We start from the raw sequence: 21,263 nt of genomic DNA on the forward strand, positions 1-21,263 counted from the left end.
TCTCAGTTACTTAATGAAAAGTGCCTTTTAGCACTGAATCTAAGCCACTGATTATTGATGAATGTTTTTCTCTAAGCTACGATAACAAATGAAATGGTCATGGTTTAAAAACGCATGGCCATTATGTAAGCGCATCCATTACTTGGTCGAAAACACCAATTCCAGGATAGTTAAGGGCTTCTTGCCCTTTCTATATATCAACTCAGAGGAGGTTTTCCGCAGTAACAGTGATATTGAATTGTCCAACCAGAATGGAATTGGCAATCTTTCGATTTTAAAAGGAGGGTTTACATGAGGAATTCACTAAAGAAGCGGATAAGTACGATTTTGGTGTATGCGTTGATTCTCGCTCTATTTCCAAATGTTTTTATACACCAAATTGCAGCTGCAGCGGGTATGCTGCCGGATGGAACACTACCCGCCGGATGGAAAGCGGCGGATGTTTCCGCTTCAAGCTCACTAGGCACCATCAGTTACGGTTTCAGCAACGGTAAATTTGCGCTTTCCGCCACAGGTGGTAAAATACAGAGCTCCGACGATAACGCACTTTATACTTATTATCCTGTAAGTGCGGGGGACTTTTCCATAACGGCAAAAGTGACTTCCACTGCAATTAACACAAGCAATAACCGGGCCTTACTGATGGTCAAGAAGGATCCAATTAACAACGGAGCGACATCCCCTGGATATAATTTGGGCTACAATAGCTCCGCCAATACCCTGATTTCCTATCGGCGGTTGTCGACAACCGGCTCCAGTTCTTTTACGGTTCCGGATCCAAATGCCGCTCTCTACATGAAATTGGAACGGTCAGGATCAGACTTTAAAACATATTATTCGAAAGACGGAATTAATTTTGGAAATGGCACGACGACAAACCCTCTCAAGACGGACTCCGACACTGCAGGTTTGTTATCCGGAAGCGTTTATGTCGGGTTAGCGGTTGCGGCAGCCAGCGCCGAATTCACCGACGTCAAAATTTATCAAAACGGACTTGTTTACGACTCCAACGCCGGCGTCCAAGCTCCGAGCGTTCCGACGAATTTGTTGGCATCTTCCGGCGCAGGTGGCGTGACCCTGCAATGGACGGCCGCAAGCGGTGCGAGCAGCTACAACATTTACCGCAGCACGGCATCCGGCAGCGGGTATTCCAAAATCGCCACAAGCATGATTAACAGCTACACCGATTCGAATGCTGCCGGAAATACACCATATTTTTACACAGTCAGCGCTCAGGCCGGCAGCATAGAGAGCGGGATGTCTGTGGAAGCTGCCGCGACTACGCCTCTGTCAGCGCCGACCGGATTGTTCGCCGCTGCAGGGGATAGTAAAGTCGACTTGACCTGGACAGCCGTAAGTGGCGCAACCCACTATAATGTGAAGCGCGGTACAGACGGAATATCGTTTGCGAACATACAAACGGGTTTAACGTCGACCTCTTTTACGGACAATGGATTAACCAACGAGACAAAGTATTATTACGTTGTTTCCGCAATGAATGAAGCCGGAGAGAGTACGAACTCGAATGTAGTAAACGCAACACCGACCGCTGTATCATCAACCCCGGAGGAAGGCGTCATCTATGTTGCTCCGGGTGGTTTGGACAGCAATCCGGGAACGATTGGCAGTCCGACCACACTTGAATCTGCTATAACGAATGTGGCCCCGGGCGAAATCATTTATTTGCGTGGAGGGACTTACTCTTATTCTGCTCAAATTACAATTGACCGCAATAACAGCGGTACGCCTACTGCAAAAAAACAAATTTTTGCTTTTGGTTCCGAAAAACCGGTGCTTGATTTCTCGTCTCAAACCTACGACGCAGCCAATGTCGGAAGCAACGCGAGAGGTCTGCAAATCAACGGGAACTACTGGTATGTGAAAGAATTAGAAGTAAAAGGGTCGGCTGATAACGGAATTTATGTTGCAGGCAATTATAACCGTATAGAAAATTCGGAGGTTCACCACAACCGGGACACAGGCTTGCAAATAGGCAGATATGCTTCAACCGCTCCACAAAGCGAGTGGCCCAGCTACAACGAAATAGTCAACGTATATTCCCGCGATAACTTTGATCCTGACAACGGTGAAGATGCCGATGGTTTTGCGGCCAAACTGACTGTAGGTCCGGGAAATGTGTTTGATGGATGCATTTCGGCCTATAACGTCGATGACGGGTGGGATCTCTACAGCAAAACCGAAACCGGCCCGATTAGTCCTGTAACCATCCGAAACAGTATTGCCCACCATAATGGTCAAACATCGGAAGGAAGCTCGACAACAAACAGCGACGGCAACGGCTTCAAGCTTGGCGGGGAACAAATTGCCGTAAATCACATTGTGATCAATTCGGTCGCTTACCAAAACAAAAAGCATGGATTTACCTACAACAGCAATCCAGGCACCATAACCATTACAAACAATACATCCTATAGTAACGGACAAAGCAACTTTGCTTTTGACATCGGGACTCATATTTTTACAAATAATTTATCTTATAAGGGAGCCTCTAGTGACAAAACAAACGGTACGGATGTTCAAAGCACAAACGTTTGGTGGAAAAACAATAAAAGCACCAATGCAAATGGCTTGCTTGCCGACGATACGGATTTTGTAAATCTGAGTCCCGCAGTAAGCCGCAACGCGGACGGTTCCCCTAATTTAGGCAATTTTCTGGTACTTACAGTAAGCAGTGATTTAAAGGCGGCCGGCACGCCTAGCGGTATGGACATCGGTGCTTTAATCGGATCTTCCGGAACGAACCCTGTGCCTACGCCAACGCCGGAACCCACACCCACACCCACACCGACACCGGACCCAACGCCGTCACCTGATCCTACACCGTCCCCCTTACCGGCAGGTTCCTACAACGAATATAACTTAACGGGCTTCTCCTACGGAAACACTGGCGGAGGTACTATTCCCGAGACTGACCCTCGTTACAAAAAAGTGTATACCGCAACAGATTTCGCCGATGCCATCAACAGGAAAAAAGGCTATAAAGTAATTGAGATCATGAATGATTTGAATCTTGGCTGGAATGAACTTTCAGCGGAAGCGAAAACAACGGCGGGATCTTTGATGGTCGCACACAACGCACCGAAAACTCATCCTGTTCTGCTTCAAACCGGTGTGAGTAAAGTGTATCTCGATACGCTTAACGGTGTGACCATTTTTTCAGCGAACGGTTCCAAACTAAAACATGCTTCGCTTATTTTGAAGCATAGCACTAACACTATCCTTCGCAACTTGGAGTTTGATGAATTGTGGGAATGGGATGAAGCTACCAAAGGAGATTACGACAAAAACGATTGGGATTTCTTAACCGTTGAGGATGATTCGAAGGTTTGGATCGATCATTGTACCTTCAATAAGTCCTATGATGGCGGTGTTGATATTAAAAAAGGTTCTTCCGGCGTAACCATCTCGTGGTCCTTTTTTAAAGGGGATGACCTAAGTCCAAACAGCTGGGTCACCCAGCAAATTAACGCTTTGGAAAATAATCGCTCGGCTTATGCCATGTACAATTATCTTCGTAGTCAAGGTTTGAGTACGGATGATATTATTGCGGTGTCTGCCGGACAAAAGAAACAGCATCTTGTCGGTGCCACCGAATTCGCATCAGATAATGCAAATCTGCAGGTGACTCTGCATCATAACTACTATAAAGATATGCAGGATCGTTTACCTCGTCTTCGGGGCGGAAATGCCCATGCTTACAATATTGTGATGGACAGTTCGGGCAATTGGGGAGCAAAGAAACTTATCTCCGATAGTCTTGCAGCTGCGATAAGCGCCAAGGGTTATCATTTCGGAGTAACCAGCAATGGGGCAATTTCAACCGAGGGCGGAGCCGTCCTTATTGAAAAATCCCTGATTATCGATATTTATTATCCATTGCGGAACAACCAAGCCGATCCCAATAATCCGGCATATACGGGCAAAATTTTTGCGCTGGATACGATGTACTCGTTAGATGGAACTTCGTTTAGAGGTAACAGTAATGAATCGAATAGTCCGCTTTCGCCGGTTCCGGCACCGATAATTCCTTTCGCTTGGAACGGGTTTACGACTTTGCCATACAGCTATGCCAACGATGACCCGTCGGTTCTGAGAAGCCGGCTTTTGGCTAATAACGGCGCCGGAGCAGGAAAGCTGAACTGGTCGAAGGAAAAATGGCTGTTGACTGAGCTTCCAATCGAGTCTGCGCCTCCAGCGGCAGTAACCGGGTTGTCGGCTAGTACTTCTACTGACAACAGCGGTCAAGTTTCTTTAACTTGGAACACAGTGGATGGAGCGAATTACTACAACGTTTACCGCAGCATCAGTCATGATGGCCCGTATGCGGCAATCGCGGATCATATTACTGCAAACACGTTTATTGACTTGGCATTAAATGGAGGAACAACTTACTACTATGTGATAACCGCGTCCAACGCTTACGGGGAAAGCGCCAAATCCGTTGAAGCAAGCGTGTCCATTCCCTTACCGAATACAGCACCGACGACTGTGATCACTTCTTACTCCAACGGCCGGTATTTAAATGTGAATACGCCGATAATGACATGGGCTTTTAACGATCCGGATGCTGGTGACATCCAAACCGCCTTTCAGATTCAAGCTTCTTCCGATAATTGGACCACGATTTCAGCAGACAACGGAGAAATTGCAGATGCTTCCGAATTGTATACAATGCGGGCTTTAACCGACGGGGAATGGGCGTTGAGAGTTCGAACCAAAGACAGACACGGAGCATGGTCGGAATGGGCCTATCGAAGCCTTATCATTGACACCGTTGCACCAACCGCAACCGTCAGCTATAGCGCTCTCAATCCGACCTACCAAGATGTGGTCGTGACGGTTATCCCAAGTGAATCTGTTTTAGTAACGAACAATAACGGGCTTACTCAGTATACATTTAGTCAAAATGGAAGCTTTACCTTTACGTTTGAAGACGCTGCCGGGAATACAGGCAGTATAATGGCAGCCGTCAATAACATTGATAAAACGGCACCGATCACAATCGACGATGCTCCGAAAGGCTGGGTAAACAAGGATATAACGGTGAGCTTTCTTGCCGCCGACATGGGCTCAGGTGTGGCCGCAACCTATTACGAAATCGATGGCAGTACTCCACAAACCGGCAATACGGTTACCATCTCTTCTGAGGGGATTCATACTCTTGTGTATTGGAGTGTGGATCATGCCGGTAATGCGGAGGAGAAGAAAAGCCTCTCCCTTCATCTGGATAAAACGGCACCATCGATTCAGCTCATACTGGATAAAACGACACCGTGGCCCGCCAACAATAAACCTGTCACTGTAACGGCAACCGTTTATTCGAGCGATAATCTGTCGCAGATCGATTCGATCGTACTGACTTCAATTACGCCGAGCGTTCCTGATGACGGAACCGGACAGATCATTGGAGAGGCTCAATATGGAACTCTGGATACTTCATTCACTTTACTGGCGAAAAAAGCGAGTGGGAAAACGGACCTTGTCTATATGGTCAAATATACAGCTGCTGATAAGGCAGGAAACAAGACAGATGCAATTGCTTCAGTAACAGTACCCCATGATCAGTCAGGAAAATAATAAAAAAGCGATGAGGCTATCACATAAGTAGATATTTTCTATGAAGAATCAGCTTATTCTTTCAAAAAACCGCAAAAAAGCAGCTGCAAAATAGAAGTACCCCAACGAACTCATATTATTATGAGTTCGTTGGGGTACTTCACTTCGTTCAGTAAATGGAGTCAAACCGGATTAACTGTCCTCATAACGTTTTAAGGCAGTGGCTCAGCCGGAACGTTAGCGATCGTAACCGCCTCTGTAAATTTGGCAGTCGTGTTCTGTCTCAATCGCATATTAGCAGAACCGGAGATACTCGGATTAATTTGAATACTCACAATCTTCTCCGCATGACCGCTTGCATCAGCTGTTAATGAGAAGCTCGTGCTGTAACCGTAGGTGGATGGCCATGTACCATTGCTATTTTGAACCTTAGCGACCTGGGTACCTGAACTATTATATATGCCAATATTATAGCCGGTTGTTGTTGAATTTGCTGTTAAGCCATTTAGAATAATCTTCACTTGAAAAACGGCCTGATTAGGCAGTTGCGCTTGATGGACAAAAGCAAACGGATCTGTCGTATTCGTGGCGGTACTATATCCGTAAGATCCTACTTTAAATGTTGATGGATCCCACCACTTATAACCAGCTGCAGGTGCTGCCCAAGGCTCGGCCTGCGGCTCTGTTGTATTAGCCGGCTGCTCCCATGAGTAGAGTGTAGTTGCTGAATCCAATGTAAGGCCTGTCACCTGCGTTAAACTTGTATAACTTTCTTTGGTTGCCAACCAGTTCACCATATTTACTAAAAGAGAAGCGTCATTCTGCTCTTGGAATCCCGCATACGTAGTTTTCGTACCGCCTGTCTCTTCCCTCTTATACTTTGGCGTCGCATCTTCAACTGGTGAGGAATCGCCAATGAAACCGGCTTTGCCTGCACTAACTTTGGAAACAGCAACATAAGGACCTTCTGCTACACCTCCGCCGTTGTATACCCCTTGATCCACAGCACTAGCCCATTTGGTCGTCGTCGCTGGCAGGTAAACAATACCTTTGGCTTTGTTCGGGTCTGTAACCGCTAAAGTCGAGCCTGCATGCATAGCGACCGTGGAGACACCACTCGTAATGTTAAAAGCCTGAGAGGGGCTCACGATATTATTCGCTGTAATATCACCTAATGCGTTATAACGGAACTTCACACCGAAATTGGCCGACAACCAATCAGAGCTTGCAACACCCTGCATCGCTGCCGAAGCTGCTTCTGCTGTGCTCATACCTGAAGCTGGATTCGTCCACGCGCCGCGGCGATAGCCATTGAACACTTCCGAGGCGTCCCAACGATTTTTATTACGATCTGCATTATAATGATCGCCAATAAAGAAGATACTGCCGCCGCCTTGCACATACTCAAGCATGGCGCTTTGCTCAGATGTCTTGTATGGAATGTTAGCCTCACCAATAACGAACACATCATACGCTGTTAAATCGGAGAGTGTAATCGCTGTACTCTTACGCAGTTCTTTTACAAAATAGCCTGCATTTCCTAATGCGCTAGCAAAATCAGAGAAACCGCCGTCAATAACCCAATCAGCCGCACCTGCCGTTTGACCGTGCGTATTGTCAAACAGCACCTTTTTGCCATTCGCCGTTGTCGGCGTTATCGATGGCGCGGGGTCATTCGGACCTTCCGCAAAAGCTTGTGGAACAATGCCTAACAATGATACGGATAATGCTGCGGTTAAACAGAATCTTCTCCAGTTTCTTGTTCCTAGCAAGCTATTCTTCAACATCAAATCCCACCATCCCATGGATTTTTTAGCCAATTGTGCTGGCCTATGCCTATCGTAGCATAGACCATTAACTGGGAATAGTAGTTGGAAAACAATTTACAAAATTAACAAAAAATTGTGCATCGCCACAATAAAATGAACAAAAAAAAGAACCAACCACTATTCGCATAGGTAGTTGATCCTTCATCTTAAAGCGTATTAACCCGTTACAACTTTGATTACGTTGCGAACAGAGTTTGCTGTTTTGTCCAAAGCTGTTTTCTCTTCCTCAGTCAGCTCGATGTCAAGAATCTTCTCGATACCGTTAGCACCAAGTACAGTTAGAACGCCCATGAACAGATTGTCGTAGCCATATTCGCCTTCAAGAAGAGCGATAGTTGGGATGATACGTTTTTTATCTTTAAGGATTGCTTCTGTCATTTGCACAAGGGAAGCCGCTGGTGCGTAGTATGCACTACCGTTACCAAGCAGGTTAACGATTTCGCCGCCGCCAGTACGTGTACGTTGAACGATCGCTTCAATACGGTCAGCTGGGATCAGCTTCTCGATTGGCACGCCGCCAGCGTATGTGTAACGAACGAGTGGAACCATGTCATCGCCGTGTCCACCGATAACAACACCTTTAACATCCTCAACAGATACATTCAACTCTTGGGAGATGAACGTCAGGTAACGAGCTGTATCGAGTACACCGGATTGACCGATTACGCGATTTTTTGGGAAGCCAAGTGCTTGGAATGCTACGTAAGTCATCGCGTCAACAGGGTTACTCAAGATGATAACGATGGAATCAGGAGCTACTTCTCTCACGTTCTCACATACGGATTTCACGATTCCTGCATTCGTGTTTACCAAATCGTCGCGGCTCATACCCGGTTTACGAGCGATACCTGCTGTGATGATAACGATATCGGAACCAGCAGCATCCACATAGTTGGAAGTACCCGTGATTTGGCTATCGTACCCTTGAACTGGACCTGCTTCGAGCATGTCAAGCGCTTTCCCTTTTGTAGGGTTTTCCAGTTGTGGAATGTCGAGAAGAACAACGTCACCAAGTTCTTTTTGAGCTAACATAAGAGCAGTTGTTGCTCCCGTGAAACCTGCGCCGACAACGGTAATTTTATTACGACGAATTGCCATTTGAGATGTACCTCCTAATAGTTTTTAGTAGATCCACTTTTTCGCAAAAAATTAAGCCATGTTTTTGATGATTTCGTTCGCGAACTCGGAACATTTGATTTCTTTCGCGCCTTCCATCAAACGAGCAAAGTCATAAGTTACGGTTTTGTTGTTGATGGATGTTTCCAAACCTTTGTAGATCAATTCAGCCGCTTCCAACCAGCCAAGGTGCTCAAGCAGCATAACGCCAGATAGGATTACAGAACCTGGGTTAACTACGTCAAGACCAGCGTATTTAGGAGCTGTACCATGCGTAGCTTCGAAGATTGCGTGACCAGTCAAGTAGTTGATGTTTGCTCCTGGAGCGATACCGATACCGCCAACTTGTGCAGCAAGTGCATCAGACAGGTAGTCACCGTTCAAGTTCAATGTTGCGATAACGTCGAAGTCAGTCGGACGAGTCAATACTTGTTGCAAAGCGATGTCAGCGATAGCATCTTTTACGATGATTTTGCCAGCTGCTTCAGCGTCTTTTTGAGCTTTGTTAGCTGCTTCAGCGCCTTCAGCTTCTTTAATGCGATCGTATTGTGCCCAAGTAAATGTTTTGTCAGCATATTCACGCTCAGCAAGCTCATAACCCCAGTTTTTGAACGCGCCTTCTGTGAACTTCATGATGTTACCTTTGTGTACCAAAGTTAGCGTTTTACGGCCGTGTTTGATCGCGTACTCGATTGCAGCGCGTACCAAACGCTCAGTACCTTCGGAGGATACTGGCTTAACGCCGATTCCTGAAGTTTCTGGGAAGCGAATTTTGTTAACGCCCATTTCGTCTTGAAGGAATTTAATAACTTTCTTAACTGCGTCGGAACCAGCTTCCCACTCAATTCCAGCGTAGATATCTTCTGTGTTTTCACGGAAAATAACCATGTCAACCAGCTCAGGACGTTTAACTGGTGAAGGAACGCCATCGAAATAACGAACTGGACGGGAACAAACGTAAAGATCTAATTCTTGACGAAGTGCAACGTTCAGGGAACGAATACCGCCACCGATTGGCGTCGTAAGAGGTCCTTTGATGGACACGATGTATTCGCGCATAGCTGTTAATGTATCGTTAGGCAGCCAGTTGCTGTATTTGTTAAAAGCTTTCTCGCCGGCAAAAACTTCATACCATGCGATTTTTTTCTCGCCTTTGTATGCTTTCTCAACTGCAGCATCCAGAACGCGTACGGAAGCAGCCCAGATATCAGGACCTGTACCGTCACCTTCGATGTAAGGGATGATTGGGTTGTTAGGTACTTGCAGAACACCATTCTCGATGGTGATTTTTTGACCTTCTTTTGGAAGTTCGTAGGATTCGAATTGTGGCATGATTAGTTCCTCCTTAGATTTGTTTAAAATGATTCGTGAGAACATGTAGTGCATTACGTTGCGTGCTTTTGGCAATGCCTTCCGACCGCTGTTATCATCCTGTCCAATTGAATTGATTTTATGGTATGGACACGATTCTAAAGGCGGGCACTACGTTTCTCCAGGCACTGCCAAGCACTCCACTTAGCTACTTAGGTGTAACGAGGTACATTTAAAAGCAAATTTAACTCGTCACCGTAGATGTAAGTAGGTAAACACACAAAAAGTGACGGGAGTTGCGGTACTCCCCCGGAGTTAGCCGAGGACGGGTACCGAACTGCCCGCACATGGAGTTAAAGTGACAATTAGCGTGCGCTAATTGGAATGTATTTTTGGTTAACCGGACCTGTGTACTCAGCGCGTGGGCGGATCAAACGGTTGTTTTCGTACTGCTCCAAGATGTGGGCAGCCCAACCGGATGTACGGCTGATCGCGAAGATCGGCGTGAACAGGTCGCGTGGGATTTCCAACGTTGTGTAAACGGAAGCTGAGTAGAAATCAACGTTTGGTTTCAAGCCTTTGAGGCTAGTGACCAATTCGTCTGCTTTAATGGACATTTCGTACCATTTGAGGTTGCCAGTTAGTTTACCAAGCTCATGGGACATTTTTTGCAAGTGCTTCGCACGCGGATCTCCGTTTTTGTAAACACGGTGTCCAAAGCCCATGATTTTGTCTTTACGCTCTAATTTATCGTTGATGTAAGGAACAACGTTCTCTACAGTACCGATCTCTTCCAGCATCGCCATAACAGCTTCGTTCGCGCCGCCGTGAAGAGGTCCTTTGAGCGTGCCGATCGCTGAAGTAATACCGGAGTAGATGTCTGTTAATGTTGCAACAGTAACACGTGCAGCGAATGTGGATGCATTCAGCTCATGGTCAGCGTGTAAAACCAATGCTTTGTCCAAAGCTTCGATAGCGATTTTATCCGGTTCGTTACCTGTTAGTTGGTACAAGAAATTAGCAGCAACAGAAGCATATCCTGGGGATGCTAAAGGTTCTTTACCTTCACGGATACGAGCGAAAGCTGCGATAATGCCAGGAATTTGTGCTTGCAGCTTGATTGCTTTACGCACATTGGATTCAGGGCTCAAATCGTTCGCTTCTTCATCATACAGTGCAAGAGCCGATACTGCTGTACGAAGAGCAGCCATGGAATTAACATCTTTAGGGAATGCTTTAATCTGGTTGATAACCGCATCAGGCACCTTGCTGTAAGCGTTCAGGTCGCTTTGCAGTTTCTCAAGCTCAGTTTGATTAGGCAACTTGCCGAACCAAAGCAAATAAATAACTTCTTCAAATGTCGCATTTTCTGCGAGGTCATCAATATCAATCCCGCGATACGTTAGCACACCATCTACAATGGAGCTGATCGACGAGGTCGTGGCTACAATTCCTTCTAAACCTTTGGTTGCAGACATGGGAATCTCTCCTTAGCTACTCTATTAGCAAAAAATTGCTTTTTTCCTAACTTAATAATAAAGTATTTTGCTTAGTAAGTGAACAAAAGCAGACATAAAACTTCATTATCACTATCATAAAGAATCTTTTTGGCGGAAATCGTCACTGTTTATTTGAGCCATCTCTTCTAAACACACGATACAAGTTTTTGTTAATTCCCCCGAATTATGCACCCCAGCAGGAAAAGTTTGTCGAGTCGTGTTGAGATTGATACAATGTAGGCAAAGTAAAAGTGATTTCTCTCTGAAAAAGGAGCAAATACATGAGCAGCAGCAAAAGTATCGGCATCATTGATATCGGATCCAACTCGATTCGACTTGTTATCTACGAAATTAATGCCCATGGGGCATATCGCGTTGTCAGTGAGCATAAGGATTCCGCTAGGCTCAGCGAGCGCATCGGTTCCGATGGCATTTTATATAGCAAAGATATTATTTCTATTGTCCCCATTCTATCCCACTACGCTCTGTTATGCAAAGTTCATGAGGTTCAGACAATAAGGGCCGTAGCAACGGCAGCCATACGTAACGCGGCCAATTCAGCTGAAATTGTGCGAATTCTCCAAGAACAGACTGGACTTCGTATTGAAGTTCTGAGCGGTACCGAAGAAGCCCGTTATGGCTACTTAGGTGTAATCAATACAATCGATATCCGGGACGGCCTGATCATTGATATTGGCGGAGGGAGCACGGAAGTCACATTGCTTCGTAACCGGAAATTGCTGCACAGCGTTTCCTTTCCATTCGGTGCAGTGAACACCACACGCCAATTTATGAAAAACGGGAATCTGACCGAGCAGGAAATGGGCGATATTCGTCGGATGGTTGAAGATGCGATTTTGGCTCATCCTTGGATTGCCGGTTCTCCCAATCTGCCTATGATTGGTCTAGGCGGAACGATTCGAACCCTTGGGAAAATAAGCCAAAAACGCAGCAAATACTCGCTTCAGCTTGCCCACAACTACACGTTGAAGCCTGGGGAGCTTCGTGATTTCCTCCTATTGTTATTCTCCATGCCATTGGAAAAACGAAAAAAAATAGATGGTCTCTCCAAAGAGCGCGCAGATATTATGGTTCCGGGACTGATCATTATGGACACCATATTCGAAGCAGCGGGTTCATCGGCGTGCATTATCAGCGGATCAGGGCTTCGTGATGGCCTCTTCTACGAAACATTTGATCCTAAACACCCAATCAAGGAGGATGTTCTTGAAGCAAGTATCCATAATTTGCTTTTGCTCCATCCGAACGCCGCTGTGAAACATGTCTCTCATGTAGATAAATTTGCCATGCAGCTTTATCATACACTCACCGCTCCGCCCGAATCGGAAGATCGAAGCCAAAGATACTTGCATACCGCTGCCCTCTTGCATCGAATTGGAGCCAGTGTCCATTATTACCATTACCTCAAACATACAGAATATATGATGACAGGGGCGCATATCGACGGTCTCAGTCATCGAGAAATTGTTATTTGCTCTTTCATTGCTTCTTACAAAACAAAAAGCCGGACCCACCAACAAGTCCTAGCTTACAAGGACCTTTTGATGGAATCCGACGCGGCATTAATTATAAAGTTAGGTACGCTGCTTAAATTAGCAATAGCTTTGGATCATAGTGAGACACAGCCAGTTCAAGAGCTGCAAACAACGCAAACCGAATCGACCTTAACTCTCAAGCTATTATGTATCCACAACCCAATTATGGAGCTAAAGGAACTCGCGGCTATAAGCAAAGATTTCGAAAAAATCTGGGGGCTGAAGCTTAAGACTCAAGCCGGAGTTTTTTCCATGAAGTAATTTTCATCGCCTCGAACTGGCTCCGATAAGGGGTCAGTTCATTTTTTATGCGACTGTACATCCCGTTGGGCATCAATTCTCTTGCTTTGACGTTATCATGCAGAGTGACATTCAGAATTTGAATCATCACTTTCTTCATTTCCCGATCAAGAACAGGGCACATCAGCTCAATACGACGTGTCAAGTTACGTGTCATCCAGTCAGCTGAAGATAAATATACATCAACTAATCCGCCATTTTCGAAATAATAAATGCGGGAATGCTCCAAGAAACGATCTACAATACTCCGAACCGTAATATTCTCGCTAATCCCAGGCACCCCTGGGCGCAAGCAGCATACGCCGCGAATAATTAATTCAATCTTCACACCTGCTTGCGACGCCGCATACAAGGCATCTACCATCTCTTGATTGGATAATGAGTTCATTTTTGCAATAATTCGGGCTGGTCTGCCCGCTCTAGCATGTTCAGCTTCACGTTCGATAAGCTCGAATAGCTTATCCTTCAAATCCGTAGGAGCCACAGCGAAAGACTGCCAATCATGAGGCGCGGAATAGCCAGTAATTTCATTGAAAAGCGCAGAGGCATCCTCTCCAATCACACTATTTGAAGTGAATAGCCCTACGTCTGTGTAAAGACGGGCTGTGCTGTCGTTATAATTCCCCGTTCCCACATGAACATATCGGCGGAGTGTCTGCTCTTCTTGTCTAACGACGAGTGTTATCTTGGCATGCGTTTTGAGCCCAACAAGTCCATAAACCACATGACAGCCTGACTTTTCAAGCATTCTTGCCCATGCAATATTTCGCTCTTCATCAAATCTAGCTTTCAGTTCAACTACAACCGTGACCTGCTTCCCGGACTCCGCGGCTCTGGCTAACGCTTGAATAATTGGCGAGTTTCCGCTCGCTCTATACAGTGTCATTTTGATCGCGAGCACTTTCGGATCATAGGCAGCATGGATGATGAAGTCTGTTACTGCGTCGAACGTTTCATAGGGATGATGCACCAATACATCCTTTTGCTTTAGAACCTCAAAGAAGTCAGTCGTATCCTCAAATTCTATGGGATATTTGGCAGCAATACGCGGATAGCGAAGATTTTCATAGCCATTCAACGTACCGGCCAGCTTCATGAAATATGTGATGTCCAGCGGTCCGTCAATTTCAAAAATTTGTTCTTCAATCTCGAACTCATCCTGAAGTTGTGCAAGCGCATAAGGATGAATGCCCTCTTGTACTTCAAGTCGAACAGGAGAGCCCCAGCGTCTGCGTCTAAGCTCCTTCTCGATCTCCTCTAGCAGATCTTCCGCCCCTTCCTCATTGAGCGTTAAATCCGCGTTTCGAGTCACCCTGAACCCATGCACGGAAATCGGGATGTATCCACTGAACAGCGATTCTATATGATGCTCGATCAATTCTTCAAGAAGAATAAATTCTGTTTTTTTACTATTTGGCCGTGTTGGCACAGGAATATAACGGGATAAATTGCTAGGTACTTGAACGATGGCGAAATAAGGCTCATCATCCAGATCATCCCCTTCCCGCACAAGCAAGACAGCTAAATAAACAGATTGATTATGTACAAGTGGAAATGGACGACTTTGATCCACGGCCATCGGCGTTAATACGGGAAAAATAATATCATGATAATAAGCATCCATGGCTTTTTTCTGTGTCGTATTCAAATCTTCAAATTCCGTAAACACAATGCCTTCTTTGGTTAACAGTCTCGTTACTTCACGATACGTTTTGTACTGTTCTGTTACCATTTTGGCTGTGCGCTTCATAATCCGTTTAATAAGGCCGGCAGGGGTGTAGCCTGTGAAGTCTTTCTTGGTATACCCAGCCTTGATTTGATCCTTCAGTCCTGCGACACGAACACTCATGAACTCATCGAGATTACTGGATACAATTGACAGAAACTTCACACGCTCAAGCAGCGGAGTGCTCGCATCTTGCGCTTCCTCTAGAACACGCCAATTGAACTCGATCCAGCTTAAATCCCTGTTTAAGTACTTGGTCGAAATCTCTTTGACTTCCTTGACTTCTTTGAGCTCTTTAACTTCTTTCAAATCAGGTTCGCGCGCAATACTCATAAAGCCTCCACTTATATTTTCTTATGTTTTCTATCTGTGCCATATATCATCATTGTACTATGCGTGCTCTACACCGACAATGCAGAATCCCCTGTTTTAATATATGAAGATTTTGTAAAGGTGATGTTATTTCCGTATTTATCCATGATCATGTTACAATGAAAAGACTTGAAACAAGGAGAGAAAAAACCATGGGTATCCTGAATCCGCGTTTAGTTCACCAGATTTTCAGGGGCATTTGGGTGGCGCTAATTATTGTTCTAATCGGACTCGCTTTCTACTATGTAATCCCACTGATTTACCCATTTATTTTCGGCTGGATTCTAGCTCTTATGCTCAATCCTCTTGTGAACTTCTTCCAATTCAAAGTGAAATTGCCGCGCTGGCTTGCCGTTACCTTATCCATGTTGTTATTTCTAGGTGCCATGGTTACGGCCATAACCTTGCTAGTCGCGAATATAGTCGTAGAATTAGGTTCACTTGCGGATACCTTACAGATTCAAATTAACCTTTGGGTGGAGCAATTCAATGTTTTCATTAATTCTACAGCTTTCCAAGATTGGATTGAACGTATTAATCAGTTTTTTGAAAATAACCCGAAATATCAAGAAACCGTCAACAACAATTTATCTTCGACAGCAGGCTCCATTGCAGACGTGAGTAAGTTCATTATTGGCTATGTATTTGATACTTTGAAAAGATTTCTAACTTCTTTGCCGAATATCGCAACCATCACCATTATTGTAATGCTGGCCACCTTTTTCATTAGTAAAGATTGGTATCAGCTTATCAAACGGTATAAAGGAATCTTCTCCGACATGATTGTGAAGACAACCCAATTGATTCGGACGGATTTGCAAAAAGCACTTTTCGGCTACATACGCGCCCAACTGATTCTTGTTTCGCTGACCGCTCTAGTGGTCATCATTGGCTTGCTGGTCTTGCGCGTTGACTATGCCATAACCATTGGTTTATTAACAGGCTTAGCAGACCTAATGCCGTATTTGGGGACAGGTGCAGTCATGGTGCCTTGGATTTTGTATGTTTTCTTTGCGCAAGGAGACTTTTTTCTCGGAATCGGCCTCAGTGTACTGTATGGCGTCATCGTGATTGCCAGACAGATCATGGAACCTAAGGTGCTCGCTTCCTCAGTAGGATTAGACCCTCTGGCTACGTTAATCGCCATGTTCGTTGGATTGAAACTATTCGGACTCCTCGGGCTTATTGTGGGTCCTGTGACTCTCATTCTGATTGCAGCGTTCTATCGCGCAAGAATTTTTCATGATATGGCGGCTTACATACAAAAAGGCTCGGTTCCTCCCAAATAAGCGGAGTGAACGAGCCTTTGTTCTTTATCTACGTTTTATGATATTAATTCCGCCTCTGCCGATTTGCTTTTGAATCAGTGCAAGCAGCATAACCTTGAAAATCGGTCTCGTGTAAGGAAATACAAGTAGAAATCCGAAAATATCCGTGATGAACCCCGGTGTAATTAATAAAATGCCTCCGATGAAAATACAGATTCCATCCAACAAATGCTGTGTAGGCAGTTGGCCCTGAGACCACTCAAACTTGGCATACTCCAGCACTTTGCGTCCTTCCCGCTTGGCGAAATAAGCACCAAGGAAGCCGCTTATAATAATAAGCGCGAAAGTTGTCCAGCCCCCTACAAAATGCCCAAGTGTGATGAGAAGCGTAACTTCTATGGCAGGCACTAGAATAAAAATGGCAAGAATGATACGAAACATAAGCTCAGCCCCTTTTATGAATACTTAGCTAACAGCTGCCATAATTCTGGCGCTTCCTTCTCTATACGTATTGGCTTCCAAGAAGGATTCACCCAAACGTGATGTGTTGCTCCAGTCACAAGTAATTCCCCGGTAGGTTGTGCAGCAGAATCTGCGGTTAGAGCCATCATTTCTTCCGAAACTTTACGGATTTCATAGGCAAAATGGAGCCGAATACTGCTCCTGTCAATCACACGCGTGTTCACGCATACCAAGTCATCATAACGAGCAGGCTTCTTGAACTTAATCTCTGCTTCAACAAGCGGCAGCAATAGCCCTTTCTCCTCAATTCGCCGGTAAGGGTAACCAAGCTCCCTGATAAGTTCGGTCCGCCCAATCTCGAACCACGTCAAATAGTTGGCATGGTACACAACCCCCATTTGATCCGTTTCTTCATATCTCACACGAAACTGATGCTGATGCCAGCGCTCCTGAGTCATGATGATGTATTCCTCCAGTAACAAGTCTTAGAACAATTATAGCACAGCTAGGATTAGGGATGGGTAATGCTGAAGGTGTACTCAGTGCGGGTTTGAGTGCGTAAGTTCCGTTCGGTGCTAGTTTAAAATAAAAAAGAGTGAAGCGAGAATAATCTCGCTACACTCTTTGCTATACCTACAGAACGCTCGCTTGACCAGAGTAGATAACGCCAACTTCTGGATAAATCGAAACTTCTGTGCCGTCTTTGATTAATTCCACTGCGTTCTCAACGCCTACAATGACTGGAATTCCAAGGCTTAAAGCGACTACTGCCGCATGGGAAGTGATTCCGCCAACTTCGGTAATCAACGCTGAAGCTTTTTGTACAGCTGGCATATATTCTTTGTCCGTCGTTACGGTTACAAGTACAGCACCGTCAACCATTTTCGCATTGGCTTCTTCAGGTGTACGAGCCGTTACTACGATACCGCTTGCCGTTTGCATGCCGATACCTGTTCCTTTGGCAATCATCTCGCCTACTTGATGAACCTTGATCAAGTTCGTAGTTCCGGAGCGTCCAACGGGAACGCCTGCTGTAATAACGACGATATCCCCAAGAGACACGATACCTGTTTTAATGCTGCTATCTACCGCAAGGTTGAACAGCTCGTCCGTCGTTTTCGCTTGCACACCCATTACCGGAATAACACCCCATACAAGAGACAAGCGGCGAATCACTTGCTCACTAGGAGTAACCGCGATGATCGGCGATTTCGGACGGTATTTGGATACCATTCTTGCCGTGTATCCACTTTCCGTTGCCGTAAGAATCGCTTTTGCACCTAACTCCAACGCAGAGTTAGCGACAGCTTGAGAAATCGCTTCTGTTACTGTAACTTGCTGTGCTTGAGCTTGACGAAGGAAAATTTCTTTATATTCCAATGCCTCTTCCGCACGTTCAGCGATACGGGCCATCGTTTGAACGGACTCAACCGGATATTTACCTGCAGCTGTTTCACCGGACAACATAACTGCATCCGTTCCGTCGAATACCGCATTGGCTACGTCACTTGCTTCTGCACGCGTTGGACGCGGGTTACGCTGCATGGAGTCGAGCATCATCGTTGCCGTAATAACCGGCTTACCTACGATGTTACATTTTTTGATCATCTGTTTTTGGACAACAGGAACATCTTCAGCTGGAATTTCAACCCCTAGATCCCCACGAGCAACCATCAGACCATCGGATACCTCAAGGATTTCGTCTAAGTTGTCAACGCCCTCTTGGTTTTCGATTTTACTAATGATTTGAATGTGTGAAGCATTGTGTCTTTCCAACAATTCACGAATTTCCATAACGTCACTTGCTTTACGAACGAAAGAAGCCGCGATGAAATCTACGCCTTGCTCGATACCGAAGACGATATCGTTGGCATCCTTTTCCGTGATACCCGGAAGACTGATTTTCACTCCTGGCACGTTAACGCCTTTTTTACTTTTAATCGTTCCGCCATTAACAATGCGGCACTCGATTTCTGTTCCACGAACATCAACAACCGCAAGACCAATTAAACCATCATCGATTAAAATGGTAGATCCAACAGCAACGTCACGCGGCAGATTCGAATACGTAACCGAGATACGGTCAGCATCGCCCAAAATTTCTTCTGTCGTCAAAATGATGTGCTTGTCCTGAACAAGCTCAATCGGCTCTTCTTTCAATTTTCCCGTACGAATTTCCGGTCCTTTGGTATCAAGCAAAATAGCAGCTACTTTGCCTGTCTCAGCGGATGCAGCGCGAAGGTTGCGGATACGTGCGCCATGCTCCTCAAAATCTCCGTGGGAGAAGTTAAGACGGGCAACATTCATTCCCGCTTCTAGAAGCTTTTTCAAATTCTCTTGTGATTCGCTTGCAGGTCCAATGGTACAGACAATTTTCGTTTTACGCATGGTTTCCCTCCTGAGTGAATGTGAACCGGCCGATCTCTCTAAATTTGCGGTAACGGTCCTCGAGTAGCTCCTGTTCGTTCATACTTAGCAAATGCTGAAGCTGTTCCCAGATAGCTGTTTTGATCAATTCTGCTTGTGCTGCTAAATCCCGGTGTGCGCCACCTTTAGGCTCTGGAATAATACCGTCGATCACCTTAAGCTCCAAGATATGATCCGCAGTAATTTTCATTGCTTCTGCCGCGTGTAAAGCTTTGGAAGCATCTTTATATAAGATGGAAGCCGCGCCTTCGGGACTAATAACCGAATAGATAGCATTCTCCAACATTAACACCTTGTTACCTACACCTAAGCCGAGTGCGCCGCCACTGCCGCCTTCCCCAATAACAATACAGATGATCGGCACACGAAAAGAGGCCATTTCCAGTAAATTTCTGGCAATCGCTTCTCCTTGGCCGCGCTCTTCTGCAGCATTCCCAGGGAATGCCCCCTTGGTATCAATAAACGTCACAATAGGACGCTTGAACTTGTTCGCTTGACGCATCAAACGCAGCGCTTTACGGAACCCTTCCGGATGCGGACAACCGAAGTTACGAGCAATATTGTCCTTCGTGTCTTTCCCTTTTTGATGACCGACAACCGTAACTGGAATGCCGTTCAACTTGGCTAATCCACCTACAATCGCAAGGTCATCTCCATAAAGGCGATCACCATGAAACTCTATGAAATCTGTGAAAATGGTGCCAATATAATCAATCGTTGTCGGCCTTTGCGGATGGCGGGCCAACTGCATTTTCTCAGCAGAAGACATATTCGCATAAAGCTCAACTTCGAGTTCAACGTATCTTTCTTCCAAACGGCGGATTTCCTCTGAAAAGTCAATTTTCTTCTCAGCGCCAAAAGTACGCAGTTCCGCAATCTTCTTCTTTAGTTCCGCCAGCGGCTGTTCAAACGGCATTTCACCCGCCATAAGTCGCCTCCCCCTTCACTCCGTGCATGTCTAACAGCTTGATTAACGTAGGACGTATATCCTTACGGCTTACGACCTTATCGAGCTGACCATGCTCGAGATTGAATTCAGATGTCTGGAAATTGTCCGGCAGTTTCTGTTTAATCGTTTGTTCAATAACACGACGCCCCGTAAATCCAAATGGAGCAGCCGGTTCAGCAATAATAATATCGCCTAGCATAGCAAAACTCGCAGAAACACCGCCGAAAGTCGGATCTGTAATAATAGAAATAAACAATCCGCCTTCCGCGCCGAGCTTGGACAAAGCAGCGCTTGTCTTCGCCATTTGCATCAAGCTTAGAATGCTTTCTTGCATACGAGCTCCACCTGATGTTGAATAAATGATAATTGGTACTTTCTTTTGAATTGCAGCTTCGATCGCTCTGGTTATTTTCTCCCCAACAACGGAGCCTAGTGATCCACCCATGAAGTCAAAACTCATAGCCGCAACAATAACCGGATAGCCACCAATCGTACCTTCCCCGGTCATAATTGCATCTTGTAATTTCGTTGTACTCTTCGCTTTATCTAATTTCTCTACGTAATCAGGGAACTCCAAAGGATCCTCGGAGATCATGTCTGCGTCGTATTCCAAAAACTGACCTTCATCGAGCGTTAATTGGATACGTTCGGGCGCGCTTAATCGATAATGATAGCCACAAGCTGTACAAACTTTTAGATTTTTCTCAAGCTCTTTGCTCGTTTGGATCGTACCGCATTTCGGGCATTTATTCATTAAACCTTCGGGAATATCCCGTTTTGTTTTCTCAGAAGGAATCGTTGCATATTTACGCTTTTGAAATAAATCCTTTAGCACATTTCCACCTCTACTTGGCTATTATCTTGAACTTCT

The 21,263-nt window shown here is 45.4% G+C and carries 13 protein-coding genes; 3 read left to right on the forward strand and 10 right to left on the reverse strand.

Translation table 11 applies throughout. The features are described from left to right. Positions 1-291 precede the first annotated feature (291 nt). Complete coding sequence (locus QFZ81_RS37615) at positions 292-5,598, forward strand: pectate lyase family protein (RefSeq protein WP_483874672.1); 5,307 nt, start codon at positions 292-294, stop codon at positions 5,596-5,598. Positions 5,599-5,789: 191 nt separating this feature from the next. On the opposite strand, the gene QFZ81_RS26395 is transcribed toward QFZ81_RS37615, so the two are convergent. The 4 genes from QFZ81_RS26395 to citZ form a co-directional block, all read right to left on the reverse strand. After that, positions 5,790-7,364 (reverse strand): DNA-binding protein, encoded by a 1,575-nt coding sequence (locus tag QFZ81_RS26395; RefSeq protein WP_307449468.1) that lies wholly within the window; start codon positions 7,362-7,364, stop codon positions 5,790-5,792. A gap of 198 nt (positions 7,365-7,562) precedes the next feature. Next, positions 7,563-8,504, reverse strand: coding sequence for a malate dehydrogenase (gene mdh / locus QFZ81_RS26400; protein ID WP_307605373.1), 942 nt, complete (start codon positions 8,502-8,504; stop codon positions 7,563-7,565). Between the two features lie 51 nt (positions 8,505-8,555). After that, a complete protein-coding gene (icd, locus tag QFZ81_RS26405) occupies positions 8,556-9,854 on the reverse strand; it encodes an NADP-dependent isocitrate dehydrogenase (RefSeq protein ID WP_307439998.1) in 1,299 nt (432 codons plus the stop codon). Positions 9,855-10,198: 344 nt separating this feature from the next. Further along, positions 10,199-11,311 (reverse strand): citrate synthase, encoded by a 1,113-nt coding sequence (gene citZ, locus QFZ81_RS26410; protein ID WP_307439996.1) that lies wholly within the window; start codon positions 11,309-11,311, stop codon positions 10,199-10,201. Positions 11,312-11,613: 302 nt separating this feature from the next. On the opposite strand from citZ, the gene QFZ81_RS26415 reads away from it, so the two are divergent. Continuing rightward, positions 11,614-13,149 carry a Ppx/GppA phosphatase family protein gene (locus tag QFZ81_RS26415; RefSeq protein WP_307439994.1) on the forward strand — a complete coding sequence of 512 codons (1,536 nt, stop codon included), beginning with the start codon at positions 11,614-11,616 and terminating at the stop codon, positions 13,147-13,149. Here the strand turns inward: QFZ81_RS26415 and QFZ81_RS26420 are convergent. After that, a complete protein-coding gene (locus QFZ81_RS26420; protein ID WP_307439992.1) occupies positions 13,115-15,247 on the reverse strand; it encodes an RNA degradosome polyphosphate kinase in 2,133 nt (710 codons plus the stop codon). The two genes, QFZ81_RS26415 and QFZ81_RS26420, sit on opposite strands and share 35 nt — an antisense overlap. A gap of 191 nt (positions 15,248-15,438) precedes the next feature. Here QFZ81_RS26420 and ytvI point away from each other — a divergent pair, with 191 nt between their 5' ends. Next, complete coding sequence (ytvI, locus tag QFZ81_RS26425) at positions 15,439-16,575, forward strand: sporulation integral membrane protein YtvI (RefSeq protein ID WP_307439989.1); 1,137 nt, start codon at positions 15,439-15,441, stop codon at positions 16,573-16,575. Between the two features lie 24 nt (positions 16,576-16,599). Here ytvI and QFZ81_RS26430 read toward each other — a convergent pair whose 3' ends face one another. The 5 genes from QFZ81_RS26430 to accD all read right to left on the reverse strand — a co-directional run bounded on the left by QFZ81_RS26430 (position 16,600) and on the right by accD (position 21,227). Then, positions 16,600-16,995 (reverse strand): FxsA family protein, encoded by a 396-nt coding sequence (locus QFZ81_RS26430; protein ID WP_307439987.1) that lies wholly within the window; start codon positions 16,993-16,995, stop codon positions 16,600-16,602. 14 nt (positions 16,996-17,009) lie between these two features. Continuing rightward, positions 17,010-17,474, reverse strand: a complete 465-nt coding sequence (locus QFZ81_RS26435) for an acyl-CoA thioesterase (RefSeq protein WP_307439985.1) — start codon at positions 17,472-17,474, stop codon at positions 17,010-17,012. A 175-nt stretch (positions 17,475-17,649) separates the two neighbouring features. Beyond that, positions 17,650-19,404 (reverse strand): pyruvate kinase, encoded by a 1,755-nt coding sequence (gene pyk / locus QFZ81_RS26440; RefSeq protein ID WP_307439983.1) that lies wholly within the window; start codon positions 19,402-19,404, stop codon positions 17,650-17,652. Next, on the reverse strand, positions 19,397-20,371 hold the full coding sequence (locus tag QFZ81_RS26445; RefSeq protein WP_307439981.1) for an acetyl-CoA carboxylase carboxyltransferase subunit alpha: 975 nt from the start codon (positions 20,369-20,371) through the stop codon (positions 19,397-19,399). The genes pyk and QFZ81_RS26445 overlap by 8 nt, the downstream gene beginning before the upstream one ends. Continuing rightward, positions 20,361-21,227 carry an acetyl-CoA carboxylase, carboxyltransferase subunit beta gene (gene accD / locus QFZ81_RS26450; protein WP_307439979.1) on the reverse strand — a complete coding sequence of 289 codons (867 nt, stop codon included), beginning with the start codon at positions 21,225-21,227 and terminating at the stop codon, positions 20,361-20,363. The genes QFZ81_RS26445 and accD overlap by 11 nt, the downstream gene beginning before the upstream one ends. Between the last annotated feature and the right edge of the window lie 36 nt (positions 21,228-21,263).

The organism is Paenibacillus sp. V4I9 (assembly GCF_030817295.1).
Lineage (GTDB): Bacteria > Bacillota > Bacilli > Paenibacillales > NBRC-103111 > Paenibacillus_E.